Origin of the sequence: uncultured Bradyrhizobium sp. (genome assembly GCF_936943645.1) — a bacterium.
Taxonomy (GTDB): domain Bacteria; phylum Pseudomonadota; class Alphaproteobacteria; order Rhizobiales; family Xanthobacteraceae; genus Bradyrhizobium.
Map to the genome: position 1 here is coordinate 210,888 of NZ_CAKZJO010000053.1, position 12,810 is coordinate 223,697.

General features: G+C 64.6%; 13 protein-coding genes. All 13 read right to left on the bottom strand.

The window, feature by feature from the left end; genetic code table 11:
* Positions 1-36 precede the first annotated feature (36 nt).
* The gene (locus tag Q0743_RS12890; protein WP_298241899.1) at positions 37-810 is read right to left on the bottom strand and encodes an SDR family oxidoreductase; all 774 of its coding nucleotides are present in this window, start codon (positions 808-810) and stop codon (positions 37-39) included.
* Between the two features lie 20 nt (positions 811-830).
* Complete coding sequence (locus Q0743_RS12895; protein WP_298241900.1) at positions 831-1,838, bottom strand: ABC transporter ATP-binding protein; 1,008 nt, start codon at positions 1,836-1,838, stop codon at positions 831-833.
* A 15-nt stretch (positions 1,839-1,853) separates the two neighbouring features.
* On the bottom strand, positions 1,854-2,684 hold the full coding sequence (locus tag Q0743_RS12900) for a carbohydrate ABC transporter permease (protein ID WP_298241901.1): 831 nt from the start codon (positions 2,682-2,684) through the stop codon (positions 1,854-1,856).
* Positions 2,685-2,687: 3 nt separating this feature from the next.
* Complete coding sequence (locus Q0743_RS12905) at positions 2,688-3,560, bottom strand: carbohydrate ABC transporter permease (RefSeq protein WP_298241902.1); 873 nt, start codon at positions 3,558-3,560, stop codon at positions 2,688-2,690.
* A 151-nt stretch (positions 3,561-3,711) separates the two neighbouring features.
* Positions 3,712-4,965: a sugar ABC transporter substrate-binding protein gene (locus Q0743_RS12910; protein ID WP_298242000.1), complete on the bottom strand. Its 1,254-nt coding sequence runs from the start codon at positions 4,963-4,965 to the stop codon at positions 3,712-3,714.
* Between the two features lie 414 nt (positions 4,966-5,379).
* Complete coding sequence (locus Q0743_RS12915) at positions 5,380-6,330, bottom strand: sugar-binding transcriptional regulator (protein WP_298241903.1); 951 nt, start codon at positions 6,328-6,330, stop codon at positions 5,380-5,382.
* Between the two features lie 7 nt (positions 6,331-6,337).
* Positions 6,338-7,000, bottom strand: a complete 663-nt coding sequence (locus tag Q0743_RS12920) for an HAD family hydrolase (protein ID WP_298241904.1) — start codon at positions 6,998-7,000, stop codon at positions 6,338-6,340.
* A 71-nt stretch (positions 7,001-7,071) separates the two neighbouring features.
* Positions 7,072-8,994 (bottom strand): VWA domain-containing protein, encoded by a 1,923-nt coding sequence (locus tag Q0743_RS12925; RefSeq protein ID WP_298241905.1) that lies wholly within the window; start codon positions 8,992-8,994, stop codon positions 7,072-7,074.
* Positions 8,995-9,004: 10 nt separating this feature from the next.
* Entirely contained in the window at positions 9,005-9,814 is an 810-nt protein-coding gene (locus tag Q0743_RS12930) for a CbbQ/NirQ/NorQ/GpvN family protein (RefSeq protein WP_298241906.1), read from the bottom strand.
* A 62-nt stretch (positions 9,815-9,876) separates the two neighbouring features.
* On the bottom strand, positions 9,877-11,223 hold the full coding sequence (locus Q0743_RS12935) for a cbb3-type cytochrome c oxidase subunit I (RefSeq protein ID WP_298241907.1): 1,347 nt from the start codon (positions 11,221-11,223) through the stop codon (positions 9,877-9,879).
* Positions 11,224-11,263: 40 nt separating this feature from the next.
* Positions 11,264-11,716, bottom strand: a complete 453-nt coding sequence (locus Q0743_RS12940) for a cytochrome c (protein WP_298241908.1) — start codon at positions 11,714-11,716, stop codon at positions 11,264-11,266.
* Positions 11,717-11,827: 111 nt separating this feature from the next.
* Positions 11,828-12,070 carry a cytochrome C oxidase subunit IV family protein gene (locus tag Q0743_RS12945; protein ID WP_298241909.1) on the bottom strand — a complete coding sequence of 81 codons (243 nt, stop codon included), beginning with the start codon at positions 12,068-12,070 and terminating at the stop codon, positions 11,828-11,830.
* Positions 12,071-12,087: 17 nt separating this feature from the next.
* Entirely contained in the window at positions 12,088-12,666 is a 579-nt protein-coding gene (locus Q0743_RS12950; protein WP_298241910.1) for a cytochrome c oxidase subunit 3 family protein, read from the bottom strand.
* Positions 12,667-12,810: the final 144 nt, after the last annotated feature.

Genomic DNA, 12,810 nt, shown 5'->3' on the forward strand with positions numbered 1-12,810 from the left:
ACTCCCGGTCGCCTTCCGTCAGTTTTGACGGCGAGCCTACCAGCAAGTGTAGCCGCCATCCACCAGCACGATGCTGCCGGTCATCAGGCTCGCGGCCTCGGACGAAAGGAACAGCACGACGGACGCGATCTCTTCGACCTGCCCCATCCGCGCCATCGGAGTTCCACCGATCCAGGCGTCGTACATTTTGGGATTGCTCTTCACGAAGGCGTTGAGCGGCGTCTCGATATAGGTCGGCGCCACCGCGTTGACGCGGACGCCGCGCGCGCCCCATTCGGCGGCGAGCGACTTGGTGAGATGATGCACGCCGGCCTTGGAGGCGTTGTAGAAGCACTGCTCCTGCGGCTTGTTGACGATGAAGCCGGACATCGAGCCGACATTGACGATGGCGCCGCTTTTCGCTTTCAGCATGTGCTTGCCGAATTCGCGGCAGCACCAGAACGTGCCATTGAGGTTGACGTCGATGACGTTGAGCCAATGCTCGTCGGTAACCGTCTCGGCCGGCGTTTCGCTGCGCGCGATGCCGGCATTGTTGACGAGAATGTCGACCTTGCCATGGCGCGCGACGAGGTCGTTTGCGACCTCCGCCACGCGCCTGGTGTCGGTCACGTCCATGATCGCGGTCTCGATGTCAAAGCCCTTGGCTTTCAAGGTGGCCTTGGCGCTGTCGGCGACCTTGCTGTCGCGATCGCCGATGATGACCCTGGCGCCGGCTTCAGCCAACGCTTCGGCGCAGGCCAGCCCAATGCCCTGCCCGCCGCCGGTGATGAACGCGGTCTTGCCGCTCAGCTTGAATTTTTCCAGGTACATGATCGTAGTTCCGTTTCTTGTTAGTTTCGAAGCGCGGCGCCGCTCTGATCGAAGCGGTGGATACGCGCGGGGTCCGGCACCAGCGAGACGCGGTCGCCAGCATGCAGGCTCAATTCGCCGACGTAGCGCGCGGTCAGCATCCCGAGCGGACCGGCATCGACATAGAGGAAAGTGTCGCTGCCGAGATGCTCTGCGACGGCGATCGTGCCGACCCAGCCGCCGGCACCGTCGCGCTCGATCTTCAGATGCTCCGGCCGCACGCCGATGGTGGCCGCGCCCTGCTGCTGGGCAAGCTCGCCGGTGACGAAGTTCATCTTCGGCGAGCCGATGAAGCCCGCAACGAAGAGATTGGCCGGCCGCTCGTAGAGCTCCAGCGGCGAGCCGTATTGCTCGATCTTGCCGGCGTTGAGCACGACGATCTTGTCGGCCATGGTCATGGCTTCGACCTGATCGTGGGTGACGTAGATGGCGGTGGTGCCGAGCTGCTTCTGCAGCCGCGTCACCTCGATCCGCATCTGCACGCGCAGCGCGGCGTCGAGATTGGAGAGCGGCTCGTCGAACAGGAATCCCTTCGGTTCACGGACGATGGCGCGTCCGATCGCGACGCGCTGGCGTTGGCCGCCCGAAAGTTCGCGGGGCTTGCGGTCAAGATAAGGCGTCAGGTTCAGCGTTGCAGCGGCCGCCTCAACCTTGCGGTTGATCTCGTCTTTGGGCAATCCCGCCATCTTCAGGCCAAAGCCGATGTTGCCACGCACGCTCATATGCGGATAGAGCGCATAGGACTGGAACACCATGGACAGCCCCCGCTTCGCCGGCGGGGTGTCGACCACGTTCTTGCCGTCGATCAGGATGCTGCCGCCGGTGACGTCTTCGAGCCCGGCGATCAGCCGCAGCAAGGTGGTCTTGCCGCAGCCGGAAGGACCGACGAACACGACGAAAGAGCCGTCGGCGATGTCGAGATCGGCACCCTTGATGATGTGCACGGGGCCAAAGGATTTCTGCACGCCTTGAAGTGTGATCTGACCCATGATCCGGCAGCCCCTCTACTTCACCGCGCCGAAGGTGAGCCCGCGCACGAGCTGCTTCTGGCTGAACCAACCGAGGACGAGAATGGGCGCGATCGCCAGCGTCGAGGCCGCCGACAGCTTGGCCCAGAACAGCCCTTCCGGGCTGGAATAGGAGGCGATGAACGTGGTGAGCGGCGCAGCGTTCGAGGTCGACAGATTGAGCGTCCAGAACGCCTCGTTCCAGGCCAGGATCAGGTTCAGCAGCAGCGTCGAGGCCAGCCCCGGAATCGCCATCGGCGTCAGCACATAGACCAGCTCACGGCCGATGGTGGCGCCGTCCATGCGCGCGGCTTCCAGGATGTCGCGCGGGATCTCCTTGAAATAGGTGAACAGCATCCAGATCACGATCGGCAAATTGCCGAGGCACAGGATGAAGACGAGGCCGATGCGGGAATCGAGCAGACCGAACGTCTTGTAGATCAAATAGATCGGCACCAGCACGCCGACCGGCGGCATCATCTTGGTCGAGAGCATCCAGAGCAGGACGTCCTTGGTGCGCTTGGTCGGCGAGAACGCCATCGACCACGCCGCGGGGATCGCGATCAGGAGCGCAATGAGCGTCGAGCCGCCGGCAATGATGATCGAGTTCATCGCGTGCAGGAGATAGTCGCTGCGCTCCTGCACGGTGGCGTAATTTTCCGTGGTCCAGTGGAAGAACAGGAAGGACGGCGGAATGGCAAACGCCTCCAGCTCGGTCTTGAAGCTTGCCAGCACCATCCAGAGGATCGGAAAGAAGATCAGGAAGCCGAAGAACCAGGCTCCGATCGTCGAGACCACCACCCGCTGCCTCGTTGCCATCCGCGCCATGCCTCATGCCTCCAGATTGCGGCCGACGATGCGGACGAGGAAGAAGGCGACGATATTGGCGATCACGACGGCGACGAGGCCGCCCGCCGAGGCGCTGCCGACATCGAACTGGATCAGCGCCTGCGAATAGATCAGGAAGGCGATGTTGGTCGTTTGCAGGCCCGGGCCGCCGCCGGTGGTGACGAAGATCTCGGCGAACACGGTCAGCAGGAAGATGGTCTCGATCAGGATCACCACCGTGATGGGCCGCGCCAGATGCGGCAGCGTGATGTAGATGAAGGTCGAGATCGCGCTGGCGCCGTCCATCTCGGCCGCCTCCTTCTGCTCCTCGTCGAGCGATTGCAGCGCGGTGAGCAGGATCAGCGTCGCGAAAGGCAGCCATTGCCACGTCACGATCAGGATCACCGCAAACAGCGGCACATCATTGAACCAGTCGATCGGCGTCAGGCCGAACAGCGAGGCCAGCCAGGCGAACAGGCCGGACACCGGATGCATCAACAGGTTCTTCCAGACCAGCGCGCTCACCGTCGGCATCACGAAGAACGGGGCGATCACCATCAGCCGCACGAAATTGCGCCCGATCACCGGCTGGTCCATCAATAGCGCCAGGGGAATGCCGAGCAAAATCGTCAGCGCCAGCACGGAGCCGACCAGCAACAGCGTGTTCTGGAGCGAGGCAAGGAAGGCGGGATCGGTGAGGAAGTAGCGGAAGTTTTCCAGGCCGACGAAGGATTCCGAGCCGGGATCGAGCAGGCTGTAATGCAGCGTCGAGAAGTAGATCGTCAGCGCCAGCGGGACGATCATCCAGATGAACAGCAGCCCGACGGCCGGCGTCAGGAGCGCGCGCGCGAGGAACTGCGTCTGCCGGGTTGCCATCCCTGACTTCTCCTTCACAGCGTTTTCGAGCGAAGTGGCGACCGGTTCGCGGGAAGAAAACGCGTCAAAATGAAACCTCGGGAAGAAGGCGGCCGTCCATCCAGGATGGGCGGACGGCCGCAAGTCTGAGCTCAGGAAGGAGAGCCCGGGTTCACTTGATGTAGCCGGCGCGCTTCATCTCGCGCTCGGTCGCCGATTGCGCTGCGGTCAGTGCGGCATCGACCGTCATGGATCCCGCAAGCGCGGCGGAGAATTGCTGGCCGACCTGCGTGCCAATGCCCTGGAATTCGGGGATTGCGGCGTATTGCACGCCGACATAGGGCACCGGCTTCACCGTCGGCTTGTTCGGATCGGCCGCGTCGATCGAGGCCAGCGTCAGCTTCGCGAACGGCGCGACCTTAAGATAGTCCTCGTTCTTGTAGAGCGAGGTGCGTGTGCCCGGCGGCACGTTGGCCCAGCCCTCCTTCGACGCTACGAGCTTGGTGTAATCCTTGCTGGTTGCCCAGGCGATGAACTTCTCTGCCGCTTCCGCCTTCTTGGAGCCGGCGGGGATCGCGAGGTTCCAGGCCCACAGCCAGTTGGCGTTCTTGCCGAGCCCGGTGTTGGGCGCCAGCGCAAAGCCGACCTTGTCGGCGACCTTGGAGTCCTTTGGGTTGGTGACGAAGGACGCCGCCACCGTGGCGTCGATCCACATCGCGCATTTGCCGGCGTTGAACAGCGCGAGATTCTCGTTGAAGCCGTTGGAGCTCGCACCGGGCGGGCCGGCTTCCTTCATCAGGTTGACGTAGGTCGTGAGCGTCGTCTTCCATTCCGGCGTGTTGAACTGCGGCTCCCACTTCTCATCGAACCAGCGCGCGCCGTAGGAATTGGCCATGGCCGAGAGGAACGCCATGTTCTCGCCCCAACCGGCCTTGCCGCGCAGGCAGATGCCGTAGGTGCCGGCGCTCTTGTCGGTGAGCTTCTTGGCGGCGTCGATGACGAAGTCCCAGGTCGGCTTCTCCGGCATCTTGAGGCCGGCCTTGTCGAACAGGTCGGTGCGGTACATCACCATCGAGCTCTCGCCGTAGAACGGCGCGGCGTAGAGCTTGCCGTCGGCGGAGACCGCGTCCCTGATCCTCGGCAGAAGGTCGGCAACGTCGTAATCGGCGCCGAGATTGGCGAGCGGCACCAGCCAACCCTTCTTGGCCCAGATCGGCACCTCATAGGTGCCGATGGTCAGCACGTCGAACTGACCGCCCTTGGTGGCGATGTCGGTGGTGACGCGCTGGCGCAGCACGTTCTCCTCCAGCGTCACCCACTTTACGGAGATGTCCGGGTTCTTCTTGGTGAATTCGCTGGTCAGCCCCTGCATGCGGATCATGTCGCCATTGTTCACGGTGGCGATCGTCAGGGTCGTTTCGGCCATCGCGGGGACGGCCAGCAAAAGTGCAGACGCGCCGCAGACGGCGCCCAGGACATGTTTCACGGTGACCTCCCCTCAATTCGCGTTTTGGGCATATGCCCACGCGTTGAGCTTATGTTCAATGGAGGGGCCGGACTTGTCAAGCAGGCGCAGGGCCGTTCCAGCAACTTATGAGTGCTGCGATGCGGGAGGGTGGAAGGTCAGTGCCCACCCACGACTGTCATGCCCCGCCACCGGGCCTCGCCTTCGGCGAGCCCGATGACAGGCTCCGGCGGGGCATCCAGTACCCCGTGCCGCGAGTTGGTTTGCCCCAAGAGGGGCCGTGGCGCACTGGATCGTCCGCCTTCGCGGACGATGACAGGGGTGCGGGGGAAAGACCGCGCGCCTCGCGGGCGTGCTACTCGAGCGAGCCGCCCCCTACCGCTCCAGGATCGCCCTGGCCGTCGTCTCGTCGGTGATGAGCCCGTTGACGAGACCGCCGTTCAGGGCAGCCGCGATCGCCGGCACCTTGGCCGCACCGATCGCGGCGCCGATCGTCGTGGTCTTCGCCGGCACTTCCGGCGGAATGCTGGTGAGGCGCTTGTTGGTGCCGGCCTTGAGCAGCCGCCCCTTGGAATCATAGGCCCAGCCGGTGATCTCGCCGATGGCACCTAACCGCATCATCTCGAACAATTCGTCGCGCGTGACGAAGCCGTCGATGTGCACCTGCGCCTTCTGGTCCATCTGGCCGATGCCGACGAGGCGCAAATCCGCCTTCGCCGCCACCGCCTTCACCTTGGCGATCGGCTCGATGCGGACCATCTTGTTGCGTTCGTCCTCCGACGACATCAGGAACGGCAGCGGCATCGGATAGTGCCGCGCCCCGGTGCGGTCCGCGAGCCGTCCGACGGTGTCGTAAAAGCTCGCCGAACCGTCGGCGGAGATGGTGCCGACCAGTGAGACGATCTGGTGATTGGGCCGGTCGATCGGCGTGACGCGCTCGACGGCAGCGCGCACCGCCCGGCCCGTGCCGAGCGCGACGATCACGGGCGTTTCCGAGCGCAGCGTCGCGTCGAGCAGATTGGCGCAGCGCTCGGCGATGCCCGCCGTGGCCTGCGGCGCCGCAGGATCGGCCGGCACCACCTCGCAATGGGCGAGATCGAATCGCTCCTTCAAGCGCGCAGCAAGCTCCATGCAGGCGGCGATGGGATGTTCGAGCCGGAAGGTGATGAGGCGCTCGGCAAGGCACAGCGACACCAGCCGCTGGGCCGAGGCGCGCGAAACCTGAAGCATCTTCGCGATCTCGTCCTGGGTATGACCGGCGATGAAATAGAGCCAGCCGGCGCGCGCGGCGTCGTCGAGTCGCGACTTGTCGTTCTCGGCGGCCATGCGGGCCTCACGCCTCCCAGAAATCGCTCATGCGCGCGAAGACCCGGTCCGCGCCCGCGTTCGACAATATAGCCTCTCCATCGCGTCCGCGGTAATGGCTGCCGCCGACAAATCCCCAGACGGTCATGCCGGCCGCCTTGCCGGCCTTGACGCCACTGACGCTGTCCTCGATCACCAGCGTGCGCGCAGGTTGCACCCCCATCTTCTCCGCCGCGAGGAGAAAGAGGTCGGGCGCCGGCTTGCCATGCCTGACCATTTGCGCGGTATAGAGCCGCTCGCCGAAATGCGCCCGCAGGCCGGTGACGTCGAGAGAGAGCGCGACGCGGTCGAGGTCGCTGGACGATGCCACGCAAAACGGCACGGACAGGCCGGACACTATGCCGGAAATGCCGGGAATCGGCTCAAGCGAAGCTGCGAACGTCGCCAACACCTGCGACTTCAGGCGCGGCACAAAGCCGTCCGGCACGATCTGGCCCAAATCGCGAAAATGCTGCTCGATCGCCTTGGTGCTGCGGCCGAGAAAGAGTTCGAGCGCCTGCTCCAGGCTGAGCGCAATGCCGAACTCGGCCAGCACCTCGGACAGGCATCGGCAGCTCAACAGCTCGCTATCGACGAGCACGCCGTCGCAATCGAAGATGATCAGATCGGGTCTGGGTTGGTTTGGGTCCATCCCGACATACGATCATATACTCAGGGTATGAGCAATAGTTCAGCCGGGAACGAAACGGCGCGGGTTTGCCGCTAGCTATGCGCCACCTGCCGGTAGATCGCCGGCAGCGCGGCGGGCAGCCGCTTGATGTTGCCGACAATCGCGTAGCCGCCGCGGCCGAACAGGGTCGGGAAATAGGATTGCGCTGTCGCGTCCACCGTGACGCCGAAGGCAGCGATGCCGAGCCGGCGCGCCTCCTGCACCGACTTGCGGGTGTCCTCGACTGCGAAGCGGCCCTCGTAATGATCGACGTCGTTCGGCTTGCCGTCGGTCAGGACGATCAGCAGCTTCTTGCGCTGCGGCTGGCGGGCAAGCTCGGCCGCGGCATGGCGCACGGCCGCGCCGATCCGCGTGTAATAGCCGGGCTTCAGCGCGCCGATGCGACGCTCCACCGTCGCGCTCATCGGCTCACCGAAGGCCTTGACCGTTTCGAGCCGTACCCAGGAGCGCCGGCGCGAGGTGAAGGTCAGGATGCTGTGGTGGTCGCCGCAGGCCGAGAGCCCGTGGGCGAGCACCAGCAGCGCCTCCTTCTCGACGTCGAGCACGCGGTAGCCATCGACCCAGGCATCCGTCGACAGCGAGACGTCGACCAGCAGCGTGACGGCGAGATCGTGCCCTTGCGGGCGCATGGCGACGTGGATGCGATCGAGACCGCTGCCGCCGCTGCCGGCGCGAAGATCGCACTGCGCACGCACCAGCGCGTCGAGATCGAGGTCGTGTCCGTCGGCCTGGGCGCGCATCAGCTCGTGGCGCGGCCGCAGGACCTCGAAGCGGCGGCGCACCTGGCGGATATGCCGTCGCGTGGCGTCGTCAGGCGTCCAGCTCTCACCCTGCTCGGAGGCCCCCGCCGCAAGCACGCGGCAATGATTCGGCAGATAGGAGCCACTGCGATAGTCCCATTCGGGATAGGTGAGGTCCGCATTCAGCTTCGAGGTGTCGAGGGCTTCCGGCGGCAGGTCGAGATCGAACTTGAACCGGCTCGCCGGCTTACCGGTGCGGCGGCTGAGCGTGATCTCCTCGAGATCGTCGGCGGCCTTCTGGGCATCCTCGTCCTCGCTGTCGTCGGCGGGACGGTCGACATTGACCATCTCGGCCATCGCGAGAATTTTCTCGAAACGGTTGAGAACGAAAGGATCGCGGCGGTTGGCATTGTCCTCGCGCTCGCGCACGGCAAAGCGCTTGCGATTGTCATCGGTCGCAGTTTCCGCGCCCGGCGCGCACTCGTCCTCGCCGGCATGGGCAGAAGAAAGCTCGCGGGTCCAGCAATCTCCCCAAAGCGGGCACGGCAGGATCGAACGATAACCCGGCGGCGCCTTGTCGGGCAGCGGGCCCGTTCCCATCATCGCCGGCCACAACTTGCCCGCAGGCGCGTTGCCGGCTCCGAGCAAGGCCAGCACGATCTGCTCGATTTCCTGCTCGATGCGCGGCAAGGGACGACGGGGCCTCGCCCCGGCAGTCGCCGCGGCGAGCTGCGCGTAATCGGCGACAAGGCCGGGAAACTGCGTGAGCACCCAGACCGCTGTCTCGCTCGCCCGGCGCAACACCAGAAGATCCCGGCGCAGCGGATCGGCGTCCGTAATCGTCTCGATCGGCGCAGCTGCGAACCACGCTGCAAGCCAGCGATACAGCGCCGCGTTCAACGCGCGATCGGGGAAGATCGAGATGCGATCGGGAAGGAAAATGGTCGCGGCGTCGCGGCCCGGCTGCTCCAACCGTTCGTCGCCAAGACCGATGCGCTGCCGCCAGCCGAGACGATGTCCCGACTTTCGGGCGCTTGCGCTTGCGATCTGCACCCCGGTCTCGCCGCCGAGCGCGCGGAACATCACCGCGAGCCGGCCCCTCATGTCAGTCAGCGCGACGGCATGATCGTCGTAGACCGGATAGCTCGCGGTGCCGCCGACCATCCTGTGCCAGGCGCGGCCGACCGTCTCCTCCAGTTCGAGGAAGTCGAGCATGGGCGCGGCCTCACCCGATGACGGCGCGCGCGACGTCCAGCAGCGCCGCCTTCACGTCGGCATCGTCGGTGAGCGGCTCGATCATGCCGGCCAGCACCGCATCGGCGACCGGCGTGCCCGCGGCGATCAGCGTCGCGCAATAGACCACGAGCCGGGTCGAGACGCCCTCTTCCAGATCGTGGCCCTTGAGCGCGCGCAACCGCCCGGCCAGCCCCACCAGCGGCCGCACGCGCTCCGGCGACAGCCCGCTTTCGGCGGACACGACGCCGATCTCCTGCTCTGGCGGCAGGAAATCGAACTCGATGGCGACGAAGCGCTGGCGCGTCGAAGGCTTCAACGCCTTCAGCAGCGTCTGGTAGCCGGGATTGTAGGAGACGACGAGCATGAAGCTATCAGGCGCCACCAGCTCCTCGCCGGTGCGTTCCAGCGGCAGGATGCGACGATCGTCGGTGAGAGGATGCAGCACAACCGTGACGTCCTTGCGCGCCTCTACGACCTCGTCGAGATAGCAGATGCCGCCTTCGCGCACGGCGCGCGTCAGCGGACCATCGGTCCATACGGTGTCGCCGCCCCTGAGCAGATAGCGGCCGGTGAGATCGGCGGCGGTCAGATCGTCATGACAGGCGACGGTGTGAAGCGGCAGCCCCAGCCGCGCCGCCATATGGGCGACGAAGCGCGTCTTGCCGCAGCCGGTCGGTCCCTTGAGCAGGACCGGCAGCCGCCGCCGCCAGGCATGCTCGAAAAGCTCGCATTCGTTTCCGGATGGAACATAGGCCGGCAGCTCGGGCGCCGACGTCACCGTATGAAGGGCAGCTTTCATGATGTCTCTCCGGACTTTCCAGGAAGGAGGCGGCCGCAGCGATCCGCGGCCGCCTTTCTCGTTTACTCGGCCGGCTGCAGTGCGGCGGGAATGGTCGCCTGCTTCTCGCGGCCCGGCACCAGCACGGCCCAGACGAACATCAGCGCGGAGATCGCAACGAACACACCGGAGCCGAGACGGACCCAGTAGAACATCGCGAGCTGGTCCTGCACGTCCATGTAGCTCTGGCCGAGCACGCGCTGCAGATGGACCTGAACCACGCCGGCGAAGGTCAGCGCGAAGGTCATGGTCATCATCGCCGTGCACATGATCCAGAAGCTGGTCATGGAGAGCCACTGGTTATAGGGCGCACGTCCCTTGAGCTGCGGGATCGCGTAGGCCATCACCGACAGGTTCAGCATCACATAGGCGCCGAAGAAGGCGAGATGGCCGTGCGCCGCGGTGACCTGGGTGCCGTGGGTGTAGTAGTTCACCGAGGACAGCGTGTGCAGGAAGCCCCACACGCCGGCGCCGAGGAACGCCATCACGGAGCAGCCGACCGACCACAACAGCGCGGCGCGGTTCGGATGCTTGCGGCCGGCCTTCCAGGTCATCTGCACCGTGAAGATCACCATGGTGAAGAACGGCGCAACTTCGAGCGTGGAGAACAGCGAGCCGATCCACTGCCAGTAACCGGGCGCGCCGATCCAGTAGAAGTGGTGGCCGGTGCCGAGAATGCCCGAGAACAGGGCAAGGCCGATGATGACGTAGAGCCACTTCTCGACGACCTCACGATCGATGCCGTTGAGCTTGATCATGAGATAGGCGAGCACGGAGGCCATGATCAGCTCCCAGACGCCCTCGACCCAAAGATGGACGACGTACCACCAGTACATCTTGTCGACGGCAAGGTTCGCCGGGTTGTAGAAGGCGAACAGGAAGAAGATCGCAACGCCCCACAGACCGAACAACAGGATGTTGGTGATCGTGGTCTTGCGCCCCTTCAGCGCCGTCATCGTGACGTTGAACAGGAACATCAGGCAGACGACCACGATGCCGACCTTGATGATGAAGGGCTGTTCGAGGAACTCGCGGCCTTCGTGATAATGGAAGAGGTAGCCGACCACGGCGACGCCGGCTGCGCCGAAGAACATCCAGAACTGGATCTTCGCCAGCAGCGGGCTGTAGAGCTCGTTCTCGGTCTCTTCGGGGAGCAGATAGTACGTCGCCCCCATGAATCCGATCAGCGACCATACGATCAACGCGTTGGTGTGGATCATTCGGACGATGTTGAACGGCAGGATGACCGACAGGGTATTGGGCAGGACGTAGATGGTTCCGGCGAGCAGGCCGAACAGGACCTGGGCCAGGAACAAGGTCAGCGCGCCGTAGAAATACAGCATCGCGACTTTCTGGGTTTGATATTTCATCTCGGGTTCTCTCTGTCTTGAGAAGAAGAAAGCAGCGTGCTCAGCCGGCCTTGTTCGGCGGCCAGTTCTGACGCTTGATCGTGCTGGCCCATTGCAGGAAGTCAGCGAGGTCGTTGAGCTCCTGATCAGTCAGGTTGAACTGCGGCATCTGGCGCCGGCCCTCCGCGCCCGAAGGCTGCGACTGCATCCAGGCCTTCAGCGTCTCGCGAGCGGCGGCCGGATCCTCCTTGCCGCCCCAGCGATCCCAGACGTTGCCGACCTCGGGGGCGAAATAGGCGCCCTCGCCGAGCAGCGTGTGGCAGTTGATGCAGGAGTTCTTCTCCCAGACGTGCTTGCCGCGGGCGACCGACGACGTCAGCGTCGCGGCGTCCGTGGATGTCGTGGCCATGTAGTAATGGCTGTGCGCCGTCAGCCCTATGAAGATGGCGAAGAAAAAGGCCGAACCGCCGTAGAACACATTTCGGGCGGCCGACTTGGTCAGGCGTTCAGCCATTGCCAATCCTTTCCGGTTTGAGTCGAGAAAATCTGTGATGCGATTTATTGCCGATTGCCGGAAAGCGCTCTTTGACGAAGCGCAACGAGCGCGACGATGCTGAGCCGCAGATCAAATCAAGGCGACGACGGCCGACACGAGCCAGGCGAACAGCACCACGATGACGACCCAGGCGCTGACGACACCCCGCCAGAGCGCTGGGGCGGCGCGAAGATCGAGGAAATCGAGTACGATACGGCGCCCCTTGAGGGCGGCGAAGGTCAGCAGCAAGGCATTGGCAAGCAAGGGGCGCGACACCAGCGTCGGAACCAGAAGGGTCGCCAGCGCAAGGCCGATCAAGGTGAGCCAGGCCATCTCGAGACGATCCGGAATCACGGGTGCACCAGATAGATGATGGGAAACATGACGATCCAGAGCAGATCGACCATGTGCCAGAAAGCGGTTCCAGTCTCGACGCCTGTCGCGCGGGCACCCCGGAAAACTACGGCCAGGATGACGATGCCGAGGCCGACATGCAGCAGATGGAAGCCGGTGAGGAGGAAGTACAGAGTGAAGAACGGGCTGGTCTCCAGGCCATTTCCCAGTCCGATCTCGCCGGCATATTCGGTCAACTTGACCGCAATGAAGACGCAGCCGAGCGCCATGGCGCCGAACAACCAGCCGCGCGCACGTCCCCTCTCGCCCGCCCGCGCCGCAGCCGTCGCCCGCGCGGCGGCCCAGCCACTGGTGACGAGCACGATGGTGTTGATTCCAGCCAGATGCGCGTCAAGCGTGGCCTGACCGGCGGCAAAGAGCGCCGGCTGAAGCGCGCGCGCGACAACGAAGGCGCCGAGGAACAGGCCGAAGGCGGCGAGCTCGCTGAAGATGAGCACCCAGATCATGGGATCGCCGGGAAGATCTTCCAGGATTCCCCAGCCGGCGCCCTCTTGCTCGCAATCCGTCGCCGACATCTGAATTCCAATTCGAGTCGCCGAACAGATATCCCGCCTGCGCGGTTGCGACTTTGTCGCCGGACAAATAGTGCAACCGGCCGAGGGCGCGTTTGCGCTATCGCAACGTCCCGGCTGCCTCGCCGTCATACGGTGGACATATCC